This window comes from Micromonospora tarapacensis, from assembly GCF_019697375.1.
Classification (GTDB): Bacteria; Actinomycetota; Actinomycetes; order Mycobacteriales; family Micromonosporaceae; genus Micromonospora; species Micromonospora tarapacensis.
Genome location: NZ_JAHCDI010000004.1, coordinates 2,583,537 through 2,602,971 on the forward strand (window position 1 = coordinate 2,583,537; position 19,435 = coordinate 2,602,971).

General features: G+C 71.5%; 19 protein-coding genes and 1 pseudogene. 11 read left to right on the forward strand and 9 right to left on the reverse strand.

The features are described from left to right. Positions 1-409: 409 nt before the first annotated feature. From KIF24_RS17655 to KIF24_RS17675, 5 genes are all read left to right on the forward strand, one after another. Positions 410-1,117 carry an SDR family NAD(P)-dependent oxidoreductase gene (locus KIF24_RS17655; protein ID WP_331461180.1) on the forward strand — a complete coding sequence of 236 codons (708 nt, stop codon included), beginning with the start codon at positions 410-412 and terminating at the stop codon, positions 1,115-1,117. Between the two features lie 20 nt (positions 1,118-1,137). Continuing rightward, a complete protein-coding gene (locus tag KIF24_RS17660) occupies positions 1,138-1,887 on the forward strand; it encodes an SDR family NAD(P)-dependent oxidoreductase (RefSeq protein WP_221084995.1) in 750 nt (249 codons plus the stop codon). A gap of 573 nt (positions 1,888-2,460) precedes the next feature. Further along, positions 2,461-3,960, forward strand: coding sequence for a SulP family inorganic anion transporter (locus KIF24_RS17665; protein ID WP_221084996.1), 1,500 nt, complete (start codon positions 2,461-2,463; stop codon positions 3,958-3,960). Then, on the forward strand, positions 3,960-4,415 hold the full coding sequence (locus tag KIF24_RS17670; RefSeq protein ID WP_221084997.1) for a MerR family transcriptional regulator: 456 nt from the start codon (positions 3,960-3,962) through the stop codon (positions 4,413-4,415). Before KIF24_RS17665 ends, KIF24_RS17670 begins: the two co-directional genes overlap by 1 nt. A 114-nt stretch (positions 4,416-4,529) precedes the next feature. Then, positions 4,530-5,456 (forward strand): mechanosensitive ion channel domain-containing protein, encoded by a 927-nt coding sequence (locus KIF24_RS17675; protein WP_221084998.1) that lies wholly within the window; start codon positions 4,530-4,532, stop codon positions 5,454-5,456. A gap of 53 nt (positions 5,457-5,509) precedes the next feature. On the opposite strand, the gene KIF24_RS17680 is transcribed toward KIF24_RS17675, so the two are convergent. Then, a complete protein-coding gene (locus KIF24_RS17680) occupies positions 5,510-6,721 on the reverse strand; it encodes a cation:proton antiporter domain-containing protein (protein WP_221084999.1) in 1,212 nt (403 codons plus the stop codon). Positions 6,722-6,794: 73 nt separating this feature from the next. Here KIF24_RS17680 and KIF24_RS17685 point away from each other — a divergent pair. Next, positions 6,795-8,063: pseudogene (locus KIF24_RS17685) on the forward strand (DUF2254 domain-containing protein); the annotation flags it as partial. 52 nt (positions 8,064-8,115) lie between these two features. On the opposite strand, the gene KIF24_RS35115 reads toward KIF24_RS17685, so the two are convergent. From KIF24_RS35115 to KIF24_RS17695, 3 genes are all read right to left on the reverse strand, one after another. Continuing rightward, a complete protein-coding gene (locus KIF24_RS35115; protein WP_407940001.1) occupies positions 8,116-8,730 on the reverse strand; it encodes a DUF305 domain-containing protein in 615 nt (204 codons plus the stop codon). An 8-nt stretch (positions 8,731-8,738) separates the two neighbouring features. Next, positions 8,739-8,948 carry a hypothetical protein gene (locus KIF24_RS34010; protein WP_221087674.1) on the reverse strand — a complete coding sequence of 70 codons (210 nt, stop codon included), beginning with the start codon at positions 8,946-8,948 and terminating at the stop codon, positions 8,739-8,741. A 72-nt stretch (positions 8,949-9,020) separates the two neighbouring features. Then, positions 9,021-9,914 carry a DUF1996 domain-containing protein gene (locus tag KIF24_RS17695; RefSeq protein ID WP_221085001.1) on the reverse strand — a complete coding sequence of 298 codons (894 nt, stop codon included), beginning with the start codon at positions 9,912-9,914 and terminating at the stop codon, positions 9,021-9,023. A 156-nt stretch (positions 9,915-10,070) separates the two neighbouring features. Here KIF24_RS17695 and KIF24_RS17700 point away from each other — a divergent pair, with 156 nt between their 5' ends. The 3 genes from KIF24_RS17700 (at position 10,071) to KIF24_RS17710 (ending at position 12,128) form a co-directional block, all read left to right on the forward strand. Beyond that, positions 10,071-10,469, forward strand: coding sequence for a DUF1775 domain-containing protein (locus KIF24_RS17700; RefSeq protein ID WP_221085002.1), 399 nt, complete (start codon positions 10,071-10,073; stop codon positions 10,467-10,469). A gap of 335 nt (positions 10,470-10,804) precedes the next feature. Further along, a complete protein-coding gene (locus tag KIF24_RS17705; RefSeq protein WP_221085003.1) occupies positions 10,805-11,101 on the forward strand; it encodes a DUF1540 domain-containing protein in 297 nt (98 codons plus the stop codon). A gap of 145 nt (positions 11,102-11,246) precedes the next feature. Beyond that, positions 11,247-12,128, forward strand: a complete 882-nt coding sequence (locus KIF24_RS17710; protein WP_221085004.1) for a DUF2470 domain-containing protein — start codon at positions 11,247-11,249, stop codon at positions 12,126-12,128. A 191-nt stretch (positions 12,129-12,319) separates the two neighbouring features. Here the strand turns inward: KIF24_RS17710 and KIF24_RS17715 are convergent, their stop codons facing one another. From KIF24_RS17715 to KIF24_RS17730, 4 genes are all read right to left on the reverse strand, one after another. Beyond that, positions 12,320-13,252 (reverse strand): cytochrome c biogenesis CcdA family protein, encoded by a 933-nt coding sequence (locus KIF24_RS17715; RefSeq protein ID WP_221085005.1) that lies wholly within the window; start codon positions 13,250-13,252, stop codon positions 12,320-12,322. 312 nt (positions 13,253-13,564) lie between these two features. After that, a complete protein-coding gene (locus KIF24_RS17720) occupies positions 13,565-14,299 on the reverse strand; it encodes a DUF427 domain-containing protein (protein WP_221085006.1) in 735 nt (244 codons plus the stop codon). Between the two features lie 760 nt (positions 14,300-15,059). Further along, positions 15,060-15,995, reverse strand: coding sequence for a sigma-70 family RNA polymerase sigma factor (locus tag KIF24_RS17725; protein ID WP_221085007.1), 936 nt, complete (start codon positions 15,993-15,995; stop codon positions 15,060-15,062). 10 nt (positions 15,996-16,005) lie between these two features. Then, positions 16,006-17,199: an NAD(P)/FAD-dependent oxidoreductase gene (locus KIF24_RS17730; RefSeq protein WP_221085008.1), complete on the reverse strand. Its 1,194-nt coding sequence runs from the start codon at positions 17,197-17,199 to the stop codon at positions 16,006-16,008. A 178-nt stretch (positions 17,200-17,377) separates the two neighbouring features. Here KIF24_RS17730 and KIF24_RS17735 point away from each other — a divergent pair, with 178 nt between their 5' ends. Next, complete coding sequence (locus KIF24_RS17735; RefSeq protein ID WP_221085009.1) at positions 17,378-17,812, forward strand: VOC family protein; 435 nt, start codon at positions 17,378-17,380, stop codon at positions 17,810-17,812. A gap of 44 nt (positions 17,813-17,856) precedes the next feature. Here the strand turns inward: KIF24_RS17735 and KIF24_RS17740 are convergent, their stop codons facing one another. Further along, positions 17,857-18,738 (reverse strand): class I SAM-dependent methyltransferase, encoded by an 882-nt coding sequence (locus KIF24_RS17740; RefSeq protein WP_221085010.1) that lies wholly within the window; start codon positions 18,736-18,738, stop codon positions 17,857-17,859. A gap of 47 nt (positions 18,739-18,785) precedes the next feature. Here KIF24_RS17740 and KIF24_RS17745 point away from each other — a divergent pair, with 47 nt between their 5' ends. Further along, complete coding sequence (locus tag KIF24_RS17745) at positions 18,786-19,397, forward strand: helix-turn-helix domain-containing protein (RefSeq protein ID WP_221085011.1); 612 nt, start codon at positions 18,786-18,788, stop codon at positions 19,395-19,397. Positions 19,398-19,435 lie beyond the last annotated feature (38 nt).

Below are 19,435 nucleotides of genomic sequence, written 5' to 3' on the forward strand. Positions count from 1 at the left end.
ATCTGCATCAGTGCTCCGTCACCCATCGCGTCCGTCCCACCTCCCGAGCGCGCCCGCACTCCGGTGGGCGCGCGGCGGTCACCAGGTAACCGGCAGCGCGATGCGCTACCTGGCGGACACTCGGGCTTGTCTCCCGGATCTCGTCGAGCCGAGACGTGGCCCAGGCGGCGAACCGCCAACGCCGCCGGGCGCCGTCTGGGCCCGTCGCAGGCCGGCGAAGATCCGGGAGACACGCCCTAGCCCGGCCGGCCGCTCGAACTCCGGATCGTGTTCACTGTCACGCCCGTTGCACCGGTACGCCCTGCCGGGCAAAGCACCGCCTGCCGCGTCCCCCCCATGGGAAGATCGGGCCAGCAACTGGCGTCTTCCCGAAAAGACCAACTTTGTTCGGCAATCGTGGAGGTACAAGGTGGCGACCATCCTTATATCCGGCGCCAACAAGGGCCTGGGCTTCGAGACCGCCCGACAACTCGTGGCCGCCGGGCACACGGTGTACGCCGCCGCGCGCGACGCGGCGCGGGGGCGCCGGGCAGCCGACGAACTGGGCGCCCGGTTCATCCTGCTCGACGTCACCGACGATGCCTCGGTGAAGGCCGCGGCCAAGACGGTGGCGGCCGACGGCGGGCTGGACGTCCTGGTCAATAACGCCGGCATTGAACCGCGCCTGGACGACGGCGGCTTCATTCCGGTCTCCGAGGTCACCGCCGACCTGGCCCACCGGGTGTTCGACACCAACGTGTTCGGGCACATCCGGATGTTGCACTCGTTCCTCCCTCTGCTGGAGCGCTCCGCCGCTCCGGTCGTGGTGAACGTCGGCAGCGGCGCATCCCTGATGCGCGACCTGAGTAATCCGGACAACCCGGCGCACTTCTATCCCGACGTCACCTACCCGGCCTCCAAGGCGGCGATGAACATGCTGACCGTCCAGTACGCCAAGGCGTACCCCGGTATGCGAATCAACGCCGTCGACCCCGGCTTCACCGCCACCGACCTCAACTTCCACGCCGGCCACCAGACCGTCGAGGAGGGTGCCGAGATCATCGTGCGGATGGCCCAGATCGGACCGGACGGTCCCACTGGCGGCTTCTACGACGCCCGGGGCGTCATCCCCTGGTGACCGACAAAGGAGTCAGAGTCATGTCCGCTTTTCAGACGCATGAGGGTCGGGTTGCCGTCGTCACCGGCGCTGGTCGGGGCATCGGTCAGGCCATTGCCCGGAGCCTCGGCGAGCGCGGCGCGACGGTCGTCGCGATCGACCTGCGGGACCCGGTAGAGACGGTGAGCCAGCTCACCGACAGCGGCCGGACGGCGATCGCGCTGACCGCCGACGTGTCCGACCCCGAGCAGACCGCCGCGGCCGGCGCCGAGGTCGCCCGCCGGTTCGGGCGGGCCGACATCCTGGTCAACAACGCCGGCATCTTCCCGTTCTGGGACATCGACGAGCTGGACTACGAGAAGTGGCGGCGGGTACTCGCGGTCAACCTCGACTCGCAGTTCCTCATGGTCAAGGCCGTCCTGCCGGAGATGAAGCAGGGCGGTTGGGGCCGGATCGTGAACCTGACCTCGAACTCGATCGTCACCGCCGCCCCCGGCCTGTCGCACTACATGGCCAGCAAGATGGGCAACATCGGGTTCAGCCGGGGTCTCGCCAACGACCTCGCCCCGTTCGGCATCACCGTCAACGCGGTCGGCCCGACCCTGACCATCACCCCGGGCGTGCGGGAGGTCCACCCGCCGGAGGCCCTTGAGGCGGTCGCCCAGGCCCAGGCGATCAAGCGCAACGGCCAGCCGGACGACCTGGTCGGCACCATCGCCTTCCTGACCAGCGACGACGCCGCCTTCGTCACCGGCCAGACGATCATGGCCGACGGCGGATACGCCCGCTGAGCTCCGTCACCTCGGCATCGACGCCGGGTCAGGCCGGTAGCGGTCAGCGACCCCGGGTGAACAGGGCGGCGTAGCGGTCCAGGTACCGGGGCCACCCTTCGTCGTGGGCGACGCCGTCCCGCACGGAAGTCGCCGAACCGCTCGGTGAACACGGTGAAGGCCCGCTCGACCGGCGCCTCGATGACGATCTGCCGCTGGACCACGACGGCCGTTACCTCTGTCATGACTTCCCCTGCTCGGTGTGCCGTCCGTCATCGGTTGTCCGGCGATGTCCCGGTAGCCGCGCAGGGCGCGGTCCCAGAAGGTGTTCACCGACGGCCCGCGGCCGCTCGACCAGGGCGCCCGTGATGATCATCACGAAAAGGCGGACTCTACCCTCACCCGACGGTAGGTTCGGCGCAGGTCGTCGAGGTGCGGCTACGGCCCTTCGCGGTCTTCTCCCGGGCGACGATGCCCGGAAACGGTCCGGAAACGTCCGACCGGTACTGATGTGTACGTAATGCGCCGTATCCCCACGCGGGCACGGCATCACGTGCGCGCCCCGGCGCGCACACCCCGAGCGGAAACGGCTGTATGTCTTCTGTGCTGTCCGCGGTCAACCGGCCGCGCCTGTCCCGCCCGTCCTGGCTGTCGCCGAAGGTGTTCCGCACCGAGGTCCTCGCCGGCCTGGTCGTCGCCCTGGCACTGATCCCCGAGGCGATCAGCTTCTCCATCTTGGCCGGCGTGGATCCCCGGGTCGGGCTGTTCGCCTCGTTCACCATGGCCGTGGTCATCTCGGTCTGCGGCGGCCGACCAGCGATGATCAGCGCCGCGACCGGCGCGATCGCCCTGATCGTCGCGCCGCTGGTCAAGGAGCACGGGCTGGACTACCTGATCGCCGCGGTGATCCTCGGCGGCGTCATCCAGGTGCTGCTGGCCGTGCTCGGGGTGGCGAAGCTGATGCGGTTCATCCCGCGCAGCGTCATGGTCGGCTTCGTCAACGCCCTGGCCATCCTGATCTTCGCCGCCCAGGTGCCGTACCTGCTCGGGGTGCCGTGGCTGGTCTACCCCCTCGTCGCCCTCGCCCTGGCGATCATGGTCGGGCTGCCCCGACTCACCAAGGCCGTCCCGGCCCCACTGGTCGCGATCATCGTGCTCACCGTGATCACCGTGGTCGCCGCCGTGGCGGTGCCCACCGTCGGCGACCAGGGCGAACTGCCCGACAGCCTGCCGACCCTCGGCCTGCCGCAGATCCCCTGGACCGTGGACACCCTGACCCTGATCGGCCCGTACGCCCTCGGAGTGGCGCTGGTCGGGCTGATGGAGTCACTGATGACCGCCAAGCTCGTCGACGACATCACCGACACCCACTCCAACAAGACCCGCGAGTCCTGGGGCCAAGGCGTGGCCAACATCGTCACCGGCTTCTTCGGCGGCATGGGCGGCTGCGCCATGATCGGCCAAACGATGATCAACGTGAAGGCGTCCGGCGCCCGGACCCGCCTGTCGACCTTCCTGTCCGGCGTGTTCCTGCTCATCCTGGTGGTCAGCCTCGGCGACGTGGTCGCCACCATCCCGATGGCCGCCCTCGTCGCCGTGATGATCATCGTCGCCGTCGCCACGTTCGACTGGCACTCCGTCGCCCCCGCCACGCTCAAGCGGATGCCGCTGGGCGAGACCCTGGTCATGCTCACCACCGTCGGCGCGGTACTCGCGACCCACAACCTCGCCATCGGCGTCATCATCGGCGTCCTCACCGCCATGGTGATCTTCGCCCGGCGGGTCGCCCACCTCGTCGAGGTGACCAGCGTGCTGGACCCCGACGGCGGCACCCGCATCTACTCCGTACACGGCGAACTCTTCTTCGCCTCCAGCAACGACCTCGTCTACCAGTTCGACTACACCGGCGACCCACAGCACGTGGTCATCGACATGACCCACGCCCACGTGTGGGACGCCTCGTCGGTCGCCGCGCTGGACGCCGTCACCACCAAGTACGCCGCACGCAGCAAGACCGTCGAGATCATCGAACTGAACCAGCCCAGCGCCGCCATCCACAGCACCCTCGCCGGCACCCTGAGCGGGGGGCACTGATGCCGGGCGCGGTGCGAGGTGCCGCGCCCGGGCACCGCCGCGGCCCGGTCGCCCAGCGGCTCATGCAGATCGGCGAGGCCGCCGACCGCGTCGGGCTCAGCATCCGCACCATCCGCCACTACGAGGACGCCGGGCTGATCGTCCCGTCGGCGCGCAGCGAGGGCGGTTTCCGCCTCTACACCGACGCCGACCTCGACCGGCTCGCCGTGGTCAAGCGGATGAAACCGCTCGGGTTCACCCTCGACGAGATGCGGGACCTGCTCGTCGTCCTCGACGCCCTGCCCACCGCAGGCGAGGACGACCGGCGGGCGCTGCTCGACCGGCTCGGCATGTTCCACAGCGTCGCCACCGCCCGGGTGGACGCGCTCCGCGAACAGTTGGCCACCGCCGAGGGCTTCGCCGACACCCTGCGACACCAGCTCGACCAGCACTCGTCCCGGCGGCGCCCCCGCTGACCCGCTCCGCGCCGGAGGCGTTTTCCGAGATTCGGCCGTCGGTGGCTGCCTATGGTGGACACGACGCGACGGACCCGCATCGGGCGGTCGCCGCCGGGACGATGGGCGAGCAGCATGAAGCGGTTCCTGGAGGCTGTCTGGGACACCAGCAGCGTGGGTGGTCGCCTCGTGACCAGCATCGCGCTGATCGTGCTGGCCGTCGTCTTTGCGGTTCTCGCCGGTCGCCTGGCCACCGTCCGGGTGACGGACACCGGCAACCGCTACTACCTACGCAAGGCGGTGCACTACCTGACCGTCGTGGTGCTGCTGTTCGCGCTGGCCCTGCTGTGGCGGCCGTTCGCCGGCCGGATCGGCGTGGTCGTCGGCCTGCTCGCCGCCGGTCTCGCGCTGGCCCTGCAGGAGGTTCTCGGCGCGTTCGCCGGATGGATCAGCATCCTCAGCGGGCGGCAGTTCCGCGTCGGTGACCGGATACAGATGTGCGGGGTACGCGGCGACGTCCTGGACATCACCCCGCTGCGTACCCGCATCCTGGAGAGCGGCTCGTCCGCCGACCCGGAATCCTGGATCCGCGGCCGGCAGTACACCGGACGGGTGGTGTCCCTGTCGAACCGCTTCGTCTTCACCGCACCGGTCTACAACAGCAGCACCGTGCTGGACCACCTCTGGGAGGAGCTGACCCTGCCCGTCTCCTACGACGCGGACTGGCACCGGGCGGAACGGATCCTCTGCGAGGAGGCGCAGGCCATCTCCTCGACGGTCGAGGCGCGGCGCGCCATCGAGCAGATGCGCGACCGCTACCCGGTCGCCGAGGCGGAGGTCGACCCGCGCGTCTTCGTCCGCGCCACCCCGAACTGGGTCGAGCTGTCGGCCCGGTTCGTGGTGCCGGTGCGCGCCGCCCGTCAGGTCAAGGACCAGGTCACCCGGCGGGTGCTGGACCGCTTCGCCGAGAACGGCATCCGGGTGGCGTCGGTGACCCAGGACATCACCATCTACCCACCGCCGGCATCGGAAGGCGTCGCCGTCCCGGCCGACCGCCCGTGACCACTCACCGGCCGCGCGATTCCCGGGAGCCGGAGGACCGATCAGGACGACGCTCAGCTGGTCGAAGCTGAGGACCGCCGGGCGTACCAGCGGCGCCCCGGCGTTGCGCTGATGCCGTGCACCACCGTGCTCGCCACCACCACCAGGCTTCCGGCCACCCACAGCCGGGGATCCCGGACCCCCGCCTGCTGGCTGTGCGCGAGATAGAACAGCGCCGACACGCCGATCGGCCCGAACCAGCCCAGGAACGCCACACTCCGCCAGGACAGCCCCAGGACGGGCTTCAACGCGAGCACCACCGGCAGGCGACGCAGCACCAGCACCGCGACCACGAACGCCGCCAGCGGCCAGCCGAGAGCACGCCAGTCACGCCACGGCACCTCGACTCCCAGCAGGAAGAACAGCGGCAACACCAGATAGCGGGTCAGCGCGTCGTCGAGCCGCTGCTCCGACGCCCGCGACCGGTCCCCGATCACGGCGTTGTAGGCCAGGCCGGCGACGAACACCGCGAGGATCCCGTCCGTACGCGCCACCCGGGCGACTCCCAGCGCGGCGATGCCGAGCACGAGCGTGAAGATCAGCAGGGAGCTCTCGTCCACGTCCTCTCGCGTATCGGCCGCCACCACGGCCCGGCCGGCGGCGTATCCGACCGCCACGCCGACCACGACCGCCCCCACCACCGCCCACACCGCCGTTGCGAGGTGACCGCCGAAGGATCCGGACGTCGCGGTCGACAACGCGAGCACGACGAAGACGAACGCCAGCCCGTCGTTGGCGCCCGACTCGCCGCTGATCACCTGACGCAGCCGCGCCGGCAGTTGCCGCTCGGCCGGCCCACCCGACACGACGCTGGAGGCCAGCACCGGGTCGGTCGGCGTCACACAGGCCCCCAACAGCACCGCCAGGGCCACCGGCAGGCCGAGCACAAGCCAGGCCAGGCCGGCGCTGACCACCGCCATGCCGGCCATCGCGACGGTGAGGAGCACGCCGACCGGGCGGATCACCGACCGGTAGTCCGACAGTGGGAAACGCAGCGCCACCGCCATCAGCGAGATGGCCAACAGCACCCGGCTCGCCTCCAGCGTCACCACGGACACCTCGTGGCGGGGCAGGTCGACCAGCCCGAGAACCGGACCTGCCAGCACGCCCACCAGCAGCGCGAGCAGGGGCTCGCTGACCGGTACCCGGCGGATGGCGCTGGACCAGAAGGCCAGCAACACCCCCAGCACCCCCACCAGGGCGTAACTGAGGTGCAGCGGATCCATCCCCGGCCGCTACCCCCTCGTCCCCGCTTTCACACCCGTGCGGGCGAAACGCCGGCGGACCGCCCACTGCCGGATGCCGGCAGCACGACCACGCTGGCGACACCGGCAGCGACGGCGTGTGCCGGAGCACCGGCTTCGGTGCGGAACCGCGGTCGGCATCGACGGACCGGGCCGCGCACCGTCTCGGCGTGCGTCACGATGGGCACGTGACGTGGAAGATCTGGGCACCGTGAGCCGACCTCGCTCCCTGTCCAGACGGCTCGCCGAGATACGGGAGAGTTTCTGGCTCGTGCCGGCGACCTTCGCGCTGGGCGCGGTGATGGCAGCGTTCGGCCTGTCGGTGCTGGAGCTGCAACTGGACCTCCCTGTCGAAGGGATCCTGCCCAGCGGCCCCGCCGGGGCCCGCTCGCTGCTGTCATCGATCATCACGGCGATGATCTCCTTCACCGCGTTGGTCTTCTCCATCACGGTGGTGGCCCTGCAACTGGCCAGCAGCCAGTACTCCCCCCGGGTGCTCCGGACCTTCCTGCAGGATCGGATCATCCAGGCAACGCTCGGTACGTTCGTCGCCACCTTCCTGTTCGCCATGGTGGTGCTCGCCGCACTGCCGGCTCAGGACGCGGAAGGGCTCCCGGAGTTGTCGCTCGCGGTGTCCATATCGCTCGTCCTGGCCAGCACCGGCACCTTCATCTACTACCTGCACCACATCACCACCGTGATGCGGGTGTCGCACATCATCGCCGCGATCGGCGCGCAGACCCGGCGGTCGATCACCGGCCTTCCCCCGCCGGACGAGTCGAGGGCGGCGGTGCCCGGTGCGGTCACCCAGACCGTGCCAGCCCCGAAGGCCGGGATGATCAGCAATGTCGATCTCGCCCTGCTCGCTCTGCTGGCACGCGAGTACGACTGCGCCTTCACCCTCGCTCCCGCCCCGGGTGACTTCGTCGTCGAGGGAGCACCGTTGGTGCGCGTTCACCAGATCGCCGGCGGTAGGGCTCGTCGGGTGCCGGTCGAGCGGGTCAACCAGGGTGTGACGATCGGCGTGGAGCGCACCCCTGGGCAGGATGTCGGTTTCGGCTTCCGGCAGCTGGCCGACGTCGCCGAGCGCGCCCTGTCCCCGTCGGTCAACGACGTCACCACCGCGGTGCGGGCCGTGCAGGAGACCCACGACCTCCTCCGCCGGCTCGCGACCCGCCCCGACCCGGTGCACGTCGTCCGCGACGACGACGGCACGCCGCGCGTCCGGTTCAACGGGGTCCGGTACGACGTTCTGCTGGCCGTCGTCGTCGATGACATCCGACTCGTCTCCGCTCAGCAGCCGCGCGTCACGCGGCTGCTGGAGGCGGTGCTGCGCGACCTGGCGACGGTCGCGCTTCCCGCCCACCAGACCGCGATCAGGCGTCGGCTGTCGTCGCCGCCCGGCGACGGTCAGCCGGGGTGCCCACGCCGTAGGCGCCGCGCCGCCGGCTGCTCCACCGCAGGCCCGGGTAGGTCGTCCGCCGGCCACCCTGCGGGGGTGGTGTCGGCCGCCGCCGGCACACGGTGGACTGGCCGCTCTCAGGCCCCGGTGGCGGGCTCGGCGGCGCCCGCCCCGGTACGGCAGCCGGTGGGCGGTCGAGTCGGTCGAGCCGCGCGAGTTGGGCGGTGCCGCCCCGCACCACGGCCGCGGCCAGCGTGGTGGTCGCCGGGTGGATCCCGGAGCGGCTCGCCGCGGCGGCGATCCGGACCGACTGGGTCAGGTGCGCCCGCAGGTGACCGGCGACCAGCCGGTGAAATGTTTCTCCGGCGGCCGAACGCAGCGTGGCCAACTCCTCGTCGGTGACCATCCCCGGCATGTCGTGGCCGTCGTGCGGGTTGGTTGCCGGCGCGCCGGAGTCGCCCAGCAGCCGGCTGGACCGGACCAGGTCGGCGCGGTGGGTGGCCTCGACCCGGGCGGCCAGTCGCCGCCAGGCCGGGTCGGTGGTCCGGGTCGGCACCAGGTCGAGTACCGGCAGCAGCCGTTGCGCCATCGCCACCGTCAACTGGAGCCAGGCGATGTCGGTGGCGTTGAACGGTCCGGCCGTGACCGGGGTGGCGCCGCCATGGTCGGCGGCGCGGTCGGCGGAGCTGCCGTGGCCGGTGGTGGCGCGGTCGGCGGAGGTGGGTCGGCGGCGCGTGGTGGCGCGGCGGAACAGCCGGCGACGAGCAGCACCGCGAGCAGCACCGACGGTGCGACGGTGTCCCGCATCGGGCCTCCTTCGCGTCCCCCGACGGCGGGCCGGCGTGACCGGGCCCGCCGTCGGGTGCGAACGTGTCCGGCTCAGATCGGCCGTCCGTCGTGCCCGCACTTGATGACCGGGCGGATGCAGTCGCGGACCCGCCGCGACAGCTCCTCGACCGGCCAGGCGTTGAAGAAGTCGCCGTGCATCGTGTAGCCCGGCCCGGAGGCCAGCCGGAACTGCGACGGGTCACCGTTGACCGGGTACCGCAGCACCTGTCGCAGCTTCGGCACGTGGACCGGGTGGGTGGCCGGGCAGGCCTGGTTCACCGGGTAGGCCAGGTGGCTCTTGTGGTCCGGCGAGTCCAGGTCCCGGCCGTTCCAGCACTGCGGAAAGTCCAGGTACGACTCCAGCATCGTGCCGGCCGGGCAGTTGACGAAGTTCTTCGACGGCGGCACGTGCCCGGCGTGCAGGCAGGACCAGCGGGCGATGCTCTCGCCCGGCCCGGCGGCCTTCGCGTTGCCGGCGACGAGCCGCAAGCCCAGCGGGAACGGCTGGGTCTGCGCGACCACGTCGGCGCGGACGCCCTCGCCCAGGTAGTAGAACGTGGCGATGGCCGGCTCCACCGGCACGTTGTCGGCGTAAAGGGTCGGCACCCAGTACGACGAGACGTCTACCCGCGGGTTGCAGGTGGTGGGCGAGTTGACCAGGTCGCGGAGCGTGGTGTGGGCGTTGGTCACCGTGCTGCCGAAGAAGCTGTGCATGTGCGAGGCGCCGGGCAGCCCGGGAAGGACGATCGGGTCGTCCGGGAGCCGGTGACTGTACGTGCAGTCGGCGGGGAACTCGGCCACCCGGATGACGTTGATGCCCGGGGCGGCGTCGGCCCGGGCGGTGGTGGACGCGACGTACGTGCCGAGCAGCGCCAGCAGGACGCCGATCGCCGTGGCGAGGCGCAGTCGGCGGTGGACGGCGGAAGAGGGTGCGGCCCTGTCCATCTCGTGACTCCTGTCGGGGACAGGTCAGGGATGTCTCCGGTGCCGCCGCCGATGGCACCGGAGTTCCCTGGCCAGACTGGTGGTGGTCGGTTGGGCCCGATGCGAGAGAGCGCTCTCACATCCCAGCCTCACCCTCGCGTCGACGTTTGTCAATACGTGCGGGTCCTGCGGCCGACCCCGACCCGGTCCCGCGGCACGGAAGCCGCCTTCTCCCTCACCACCCGGCTGACCGGCACGGTCGGGCAGCCACTGCGCTTCCCGACCGTGCAGCGCTGCGCCAACGGCGAGTCGTACGAATGGACCGACCCGCAACCCGGCGACGAACATCCGGCACCCAGCCTGATCGCTACCGGGGCGGTACTCGCCCCGACGGCCACGCGGGCCGCCACCATTCCGGTATCAGGCACCGGCGGGGCCGCCAGCCTCCCGCAGGCGCTCGGCGCCCTCGTCCTGTTCGTCGTCGCCGCGACCGCCGCCGCCGTCCTCGCGACCCACCGCGCCCGACGTCCGGCACCGACTGTCCCGCCCGAGCGCGGCGCGTCCCGACAGCGGTGATCGCCGTCCCGGATCTTCGCCGGGCTGCGCCGCGAATCCGTTCTTCCGCTCAACGCCGAAATCTTGTCCGTACGCCGTTTGTCGGCAGGTAAAGCAAGTCTCACCTAACAAAGGTAAGGCTAATCTTTATTCGCCGTGATGTCGAAACAAGAAACGGCGGCGGGTCCGCCGTGTGGGGCGTCCCGCTGTTAGAGTGTCGTTGGAAAAAGAATGGCAGCAGGCTGGCGGGCGAGGGTTTAACTCCTACCGCCTGCGGCAAATACAGACCGAGGCATGAGCACACCAGCGGAATGCTTCTCCTCGCCCCCTGCCGGCTCCGACGTTATGGAGGCACCATGAAAACGCTGTTGCAGTCGCCCCCGGTGCGTGAATGTGCCGCCACGGCGTGCAGTTTCAACGACAACGGCTGTCACGCACCGGCGATCACCGTGGCTTCGACGGGTGACGCCGCTTCCTGCGCGACGTTCGTGGAATCCTCGGTGCAGGGCGGGATCGCTGAGGTGACCGGCTCGGTGGGCGCGTGCGCACGCTCCGAGTGCGTCTTCAACACCAACCTCGCCTGCACCGCCGAGTCGATCACCGTCGGTCCGGGCGCCACCGCGAGTGACTGCCTCACCTACCAGCCCGCCTGACCACCACCGGGCACCGGGCCGCCGCCGGATGACGACGCGCCGACCACCGGCGGGCACCGGCACCGCCTTGGCAAAGGTAAGGCTTACCTACTATCGTCGTGTCCCTAGGCCGAGCTCACCGTCACTCTTGGCCGAGGGGACTGACATGGCGTTTCACCCAGCCAGGCGGCCAGCGGAGCTGGCAGACGCGGCGCCCGCCACTGACAGCACCGCGAGAGCGGACACGTCAGGGGCGGGCTCGCACGCCGTGCTGACAGATCCGAACGCCGTCACGGTGCGCTCCGCCCTGGCCGCCAGCTCGTCCCTGCGGCTGCGCCTCGACGACGCCAGCGTCGACCTCATCGCCTCGCACACCGTCCTGCCGGACGGCACGGTGATCCTCGCGGTTGATCCGATGACCCGGACCGGCGGGCTTCTGGTCGCCGCACGCGGTCGACCGGATGGGGTACGGCTCGACGTGACCCAACTGGTCCCCGTCGCCGTACGGTCGCGGGTGCGGGCCAAGGTGAGGGTGCTGGGAACCGTGCGCCGGTTCGACCCGGCCAGCCTGGACTCGTGCGACATCGACGCCGTCATGTCCCTGCTCGACCTGCCTCCGGTCGCGCTGTGGGCGGTCGAACCGGTCGCGGTCGGCCTCACCCAGGGCAGCGTCGAGACCACGGTGGGCATCAGCGCCTACCGGGCCGCGCGCCCGGACCCGCTCGCCGCCGACGAGGCGGCACACCTTCAGCACCTCATCCGGCAGCACAGCGACGTACTCCACCGGCTCGCCACGCTGGTCGACGCGGCGTCGACGGCCCGGTCGGCGCGGGTCGTGCCGGTCGCTGTCGACGCCGGCGGCATCGTGCTCCGCGCCGAGGCACCGGACCGGCACCACGACGTCCGGCTGCCGTTCGCCCGTCGAGTCACCACCAGCGCCGGCCTGGCCGAGCAGCTGCGGGCGCTGCTCGCCGAGGCGGCACGGCACCCGTCCGGCCCTCCGCCCCACGGCACGCGCGGCGTGGACCGGCCCTCGGCGGCCACCTGAGATCCAGCCGGTGCCGGGTGTGACTGCCACGGTGGTGGACTTGTGCCGCCGGGGCGGCGAGCGAGTCACCCGGCGGCCCACCTCAGCGTCGTCGCCCCGTAGCCACCACCAAGCCCCGCGCCCGGCAGCGCCGGTGCCGGGCCCGCCCGGCGAATCCACGCCGCGCCGTAGGGTGCGGCCACCGCGACGACCTACCGGACGCTGCGATCCCGTCCCGCCGGACGGGACGGCGCCGGCTCGTCGACGGTGGCCGGCCGGATGCCGGACCCGGCCGGAGACCGGGGCCTCGGGCGTCGCCACCACCAGAGCACGCCGGCCACCGCGAGCAGCGCTACCAGCACAGCCGTGAGGGTGACCGCGCCGGTGCGGGACAGCACCTCGGCCAGCCACCGCTGCACCGTGGTCGCACCGTCCACGACCACGTCCCCGGACGCCGCGCCGCTCAACACCCGGATCTCGTACCACCCGTACCAGGCCACGTAGCCGCCGGCGACCACCAGCAGGACCCCACCGGCCCGCGACAGCAGCGGGGCCGCCCGCCGGACCCGGCGGATCAGGCCGTCCCGTGCCAGCCCGACGGCCACCGCCGCGACCGCCACGGTCAGCCCCATGCCCGCCGCGTACGCCAGGAACAACCCGGCGCCCGCAGCGACGGAGCCGGCCCGGAAACTGGTCACCACGATGGCCAGGAACGGTCCGACCGTGCACGACAGCGACGCCACCGCGTATGCCGCGCCGAAGGCGGCCATCGACGGCAGCGACCGGGTCACCGCCGGCCCCCGACCGACCGCCAGGCCCACCCCGGGCAGCGACCGGCCCGCCAGCAGCCATCCGCCCAGGCCGAGCAGCAGGAGGCCCATGACGATGGTCACCCACGGCAGGTGGCGCTGCACCGCAGCGCCGGCCGGTGCCACCAGCAGCCCGAACACACCGAACACGGCGACGAAACCGGCGGTCATCGCCGCGGTGGTGACCAGTGCACGAAGCACGGCGGCCCCCCGGCCGGCGCTGCCGTCACCGACGACCAGGAAGGACAGGTACGCCGGCAGCAACGCGAATCCGCATGGGTTGACCACCGCGAGCGTCCCGGCGGCCACCGCCAACGCGAAGGGCGTTTCGTTCACCGGTCAGCCCACCAGTCCGGCGTCGCGGACGTTCGCCGAATCGCCATCGCTGCTCCCGATCGTTCCATCCGGAACGGGCGAACCCGGCCGGCTTGGTGGTGCGGCGCCCCAGGGCGGCTGGTCGAGCGCGTCGAGGCTCTCCAGACAGTACGACATCGGCTGCTCCCCGCCGGGCGACGGCGTGGGGTCGAACGGTGCGACGCGCGCCGGGCCGGCGCGGACCGGACGATCGGGGCCCGTCACCGACAGGCCGTTCCCGGCTCGGTGGGCCGCGGCGGCCGGTCCGCGACAGGGCACGATCCGCCGCGCCGGTCAGGAGAAGTGGGTCCTCGGTCGGGCCAGCCGCTGCCCGTCGACGATGAGGTCGACCTTCTCGTTGTAGAAGGCGATCAGCCCGGCGATCGGCAGGAGTTGCCGGGTCGGGAAGCTGTACGACCAGGCCAGGTCGGGATGGATCGTGTCGTCGACTCGTACCGACCAGTAGTCGCTGGTGCGGCCCTTGTACGGGCAGGACGTGGTCGTCCCGGACGGCACCAGGTGCCGCATGTCCACGTCGGTCCGGTTCAGGTAGTAGCGGGTCGGCAGGCCGGTCTCGAAGACCAGTACGGGCGAGGCCGACTCGGCGAGGACGGCCCCGTCGAACTCCACCCGCACGCTGCGGGCGGAGCGCAGTGCGTCCACCCGGGCGTACGGGCTACGAGGGTGCACGAACACCTCCTCGTCCTCCTCGAACCAGCTGTCCATCGCCGCCCAGTCGAGCCGGACGGTGTCCGCCAACCCGGCCAGGGCGTCGTCGCCGTAGAGCCGCGCGCACGATCTGCGGTGGGTCGCGCCCAGCCGCAGTCCGTGCAGCCGGGCAGTTCCCCGCCGGGACGACTCCGTGCGCTGTTCGTCGACCAGGAGGGCGCGGTTCGTGTCGGCGATCGGGATGTAGTACTGGGGGTAGAAGGACCACTCCCACACGTACCGCGCCCGCGTGGTGTCCAGCACCAACTCGCCACCGAGAAAGGCGCGCAGTCGCCGGGGTACCGGCTCGACGTGGTTCACGGGAACGATCGACCGCGGATGATCCGGCACTTTGTCCTCCAATGCCACGGGCCCGGAGCACCGGCTTGACGGCCGAGAGGGGCTACCCCGCGTGCTCCCCCTGCCGCACGCCGCGACATCGTAACGCGGCGTGCGGCCTGATCGGGTGAAGGAGCGGGCATCTGCCAGCGGAGGTACGAGAGATTTCTGCCGGGTGGTTACGCGGGTTCGGGTACGGCTCGGGCGGTTGCCGGCGAGGCTCCTCGACCGGCGGCCCCAGGAAGCAGCAAGCTGGTGCCACCGTGCGGTGCCACCGCTCGGCGGTCACCGCGACCACCGCCCCCTTGACGATGCACGGCAGTTGCCACGCGCGTCCGCACGCCGCCCAGGCAGAGGCGGCGATCTCGAACGACGTTGCCTGGGGGAGCAGGCTCGCGCAGCGTGCCCGCAGTTCGTCGCGTCGCGTCGCGTCCAGCCGTGCTACATAGTCACGGTTCCATGAACCAGAAGGACCGAAGGCATACGGCAACCGCGGCGGGGGCGGTGACGCCGTCTACGGGCTCGGGCTGATCGGCGCCCTGGTGTACTACATCCAGCAGGCAGACGGGTTCTGGGAGGTCGTCCTGGGGATTCTCCAGGCGTTCGTGTGGCCGGTCTTCCTCATCTATCACCTCCTGGAACTCGTGGGAGCCTGGGGCGTGTCTCCCGGATCTTCGCCGGCCTGCGACGGGCCGTTCGCCGGCCGTCCCCGGCTCCCATCCGCCCTCGGCTCAGCGCCCGCTCACCACGATTCGATGAGGGGGGCGTCGTGCTCGCGCCGACGCCACTCCTTGCTGACGCGGCCGAGCCGGTCCGGGGCGGCGATGCCGCGTACGGCCGCGATCTTGTCGTCGCGGACGTCCAGGACGACGACGCCCACGACCCGGTCGTCGAACGCGGCGATCAGGGCGGGTGAGCCGTTGACCACGCCGGCGTACATCGACGGGGAGCCGCCGACCAGGTTCCGCTTCGCCGGGGTCGACTTGAAGGCGCCTCGCAGGGCGGCGGCGATCCGCTCGGGAGCCGACAACCGCAGCACCTTCCCGGCCAGGCCGGCGCCGTCGGAGATCGCGGTCGCGTCCTCGGTGAGCAGGGCCACCAGCCGTTCGGTACGGCCCGAGGAGGCGGCATCGACGAATGCCTCGACGACCCGGCGGGCGGCGGCGCGGTCGAGCTCACTGCCGACACGCCCGACGGCGATCCGGCGCCGGGCCCGGTGGGCGTGCTGCTGGCTCGCGGACTCGGTGATGTCGAGGATCCCGGCGATCTCGGCATGGCTGTAGGCGAACGCCTCGCGCAGGACGTAGACGGCCCGCTCGACCGGCGCGAGGCGTTCCATGAGCAGCAGCACCGCCAGGGTCACCGATTCGCGCTGCTCGACGGTGCCGGCCGGGCCCAGCATCGGGTCGCCGTCGAGCAGCGGTTCGGGCAACCAGTCGCCGACCGCTCGTTCGCGCCGCATCTTCGCGGACCGGAGCCGGTCGAGGGACAGGTTCGTCACCACCTTGGTCAGCCACGCCTCGGGGACCTCGATGCGTTCCCGGTCTGCGGCGTGCCAGCGCAGGAACGCGTCCTGCACCGCGTCCTCGGCTTCGGCGGCCGAACCGAGCAGCCGGTACGCGAGCGAGGCCAACCGGGACCGGTTGGCCTCGAAACGCTCCACGGTGGCGGCGTCCATGACTGCCACGCTAGTCGGCCACCGCCGTCTGAACAGAGCGGTGGGGCACGGTCGCCAGGCGGCGCCTGCGAGCCGGCAGTCCGTAGGTCGGGTTGCTCGTACCCCAGATGACGCCGCTGAGCACGAACGCCTTGAGGATGGCGGCCGGCCGGCCGCGCAGCGACCAGGACCTCGACCGCGCGTCGCCGTCGACCACCTGGAAGATCGCGTCCTTCGCGCCGAGGCTGATGCAGTTGCCGAGGTATGACAACGAGGACTTCGCGATCCTGTGACCGGTGAGATCCCCGATGATCGCGGCCGTCGCCTGCATCCTGGTGAAGCCCGCCGAGGCGCAGGACATCGGCAACGGCCGACCGTTGTCGCCGAGGATGTAGCCGCTGTCACCGGCGGCGTAGACCTCCGGGTGCGAGACGGACCGCATCATCCGGTCGACGGTGATCCGGCCGTCGTCCTCGACGGCGAGTCCGCTGGCGGCGGCGACGGGGTACGCGGCGAAGCCGGCCGCCCAGACGGTCGCGTCGCAGGCGAAGGTGGTGCCGTCGGCGGCGATGGCGCCGGTCCGTTCGACGCGTTCGATGGTGGTGTGCTCGTGGACGGCGACGCCGAGCCGGTCGAAGGCGCGCCACAGGTGACGGCGGGCCTTCGCGCCCAGCCAACCGCCCAGCTCGCCGCTGGTGGCGAGGGTGACCCGCAGCCCGGGCCGGGATTCGGCGATCTCGGTGGCGGCCTCGATCCCGGTGAGGTTGCCACCGACGACCAGGACCGTCCCGTCCTCGCCAAGTTCGTCCAGGCGCTGGCGCAGGCGCACCGCCGCCGGCCGTCCGGCGACGTGGAAGGCGTGCTCGTGCACGCCGGGAACGCCGTGGTCGCCGATGGTGCTGCCGAGCGTGTAGAGGAGGGTGTCGTACCCGATCCGGTCGGTGCTCCCGCCGTCGGTCACGGTGACGGTCCGCTGCCCGGCGTCGACGGCGGTGACGCGCGCCAGGCGTAGCCGGATACCCGTGCCGGCGAACATCTCCGCCAATCCGTGGCGGCGCAGCTCCTGACCGGCGGCGAGCTGGTGCAGGCGCATCCGCTCGGTGAAGTCGGGTCCGGCGTTGACGACGGTGATCTCGAAGTCGTCGGGGTGAAGGTGGCGGGCGAGGTATCCGGCCGCGGCGGCTCCGGCGTATCCGGCCCCGAGGACGGCGATGCGGTGTCGCATGTTCGTGCTCCCGTCTGTTCGCGTGCCCTCTGAACGAGACGGGACGGAGGTTCCTGACAGCGCTCGCCTATGGCGTGAATCACTACGAGGTCGCGCGCAACCGCCGGGTCGAGGCCGGATCGTGGCCCGTGCGGACCCCATGGAGCCGGCCAGGGGCCACGCCTCATATTGTGGTCCGATGGCGTCGGTCAAGCAGTTCCAGGTCACCTTCGACTGCGCGGAACCCGAGCGCGTGGCTCGTTTCTGGTGCGAGGTGTTGGGGTACGTCGTACCGCCGCCGCCGGAGGGGTTCGCCAGCTGGGCCGATTTCGATCGTGCGCTGCCGCCTGAGCGTCAGGGTTCGGCGTTCGCGTGCGTCGATCCCTCAGGTGTGGGCCCGCGACTGTTCTTCCAGCGCGTTTCCGAAGGGAAGATCGTCAAGAATCGACTGCATCTTGACGTGCCGGTCGGCACCGGGCTCGTGGGTGAAGAGCGCCTGGCCGCGCTTGAGGCCGAATGCGCACGACTGGTCGCGCTCGGCGCGGTCCGCGTGCGACTACTGCGTGCCGATGGCGTCAACGAGTCGTGCCTCGTGATGCAGGACGTCGAGGGAAACGAGTTCTGTCTCGACTGAGTGGCCGGGAACGTGGGCACCGTCGCTTCGGTCGCCGCTGTCCGTCAGGCCGGGCGGCGGGCCAGCCAGACCATGCGGGTGGTGCGGATCGTCAGGTCGCCACGGCCGCCGTCCAGGTCGGCGACCAGCCGGCCGAGCGCCGCCGTATCATCCGCGCTGATGCGTCCCTCCAGGCCGTGCCGCATGCGTTCCATCGACAGCTGGGCATAGCGGGTCGCGGCGGCCGGCAATGGCGGCCGCAGCTCGATGCGGAACTGCCGCGCCGCCTCGATTGCGAAGCCCGCCGCGGTGAGCCGCGCACCCCAGTCCTCGTGCATGTGCAGCCCGGCCTCGGCGCGGAGGGCGTCCAGCACGGCATGGCAGCGGTCCTCCAGGGCCGCGCCGGCCGGGTCGGCGAAGAAGTGTGGGAACGAGTCGAGCTCGGTGATCGCGAACAGGCCGCCCGGCCGCAGCGTCGCGAAAGCCTGCCGCACGGCGTCGGCCGGGTCGGCCATGTGGTGCATGGCGGCGGACGCCCACACCACGTCGGCCGGGCCGAGTTCGGGCCAGGGCTGGTCGAGGTCGACGCGGACGGCGCGGACCCGGTCGGCCAGGCCGAGTGCGGCGGCCCGCTCCCGCAGGTGATCGAGCATCGACTCGTCCAGGTCGACCGCGGTGATCTCCGCCGCCGGCAGCTGCCGGGCCAGCGCCGTGGTGCCGGTGCCGGTGCCGGCCCCGAGGTCGACGATGCGCGGCCGGTCCGTCACGAGCGAGCCGACCCAGGTGATGACTTCGCGGTGATACTCGTGCAGGACCTCAGCGTCAAGATCGAGCATCTCGGCCAGGTGCGACGGGGTTCCCCGCGAGTCGGCGCCGTGCGAGTGACCCGGGTGCGAGTCAGCGCCGGGCGAGTCGACCGAGTGCGGGTGAGTGTGCGAGTGAGCCATGCCTTGACGTTAACCCAATCTTGCGTAAATGGCATACCATCTTGCGTATGACGCAAGATGGTGAGCTGGACGCCCTGGTGCGGCAGCGGATCCGCGGGTTGCGCGTGGCCCGCGGCTGGTCCCTCGACGAGTTGGCCGCGCGCAGCCATCTCAGCCCGTCCACCCTGAGCCGGATCGAGACCGGCCACCGGCGAATCGCCCTCGACCAGCTGGCGCCGCTCGCCCGTGCCTTGGGCACCACACTCGACCAGCTGGTCGAGTCGGACTCCGACGCCGACGTGGTGATCCGCCCGCACTGCGACGACGCGCGCGGCATCACCACCTGGCTGCTCACCCGGGAACACGCCGCGCAGGGCATGACGGTCGCCAAGCTGCGAATCACCCGGGCAGTCCCGGCCGACCTGCGGGTGCACCCCGGCCGCGACTGGTTCACCGTGCTTTCCGGCACCGTGGTGCTGCGGCTCGGCGAACGCACGATCCTGGTCGGCGCCGGTGAGGCGGCCGAATTCTCGACCATGGTGCCGCACGCCTTCGGCGCCCGAGGCGGCCCGGCCGAGGTCCTCTGCATCCTCGACCACGACGGCGAGCGCACCCACCTCGGGGCCGAGCTTCCAGACCTAGCGCGTGGCCGGCGGGCCGCGACTGGGCGCGCGTGGTGAGGTCACGATGATGCAGGCTCGCGCGGTCCCGCCCGTTC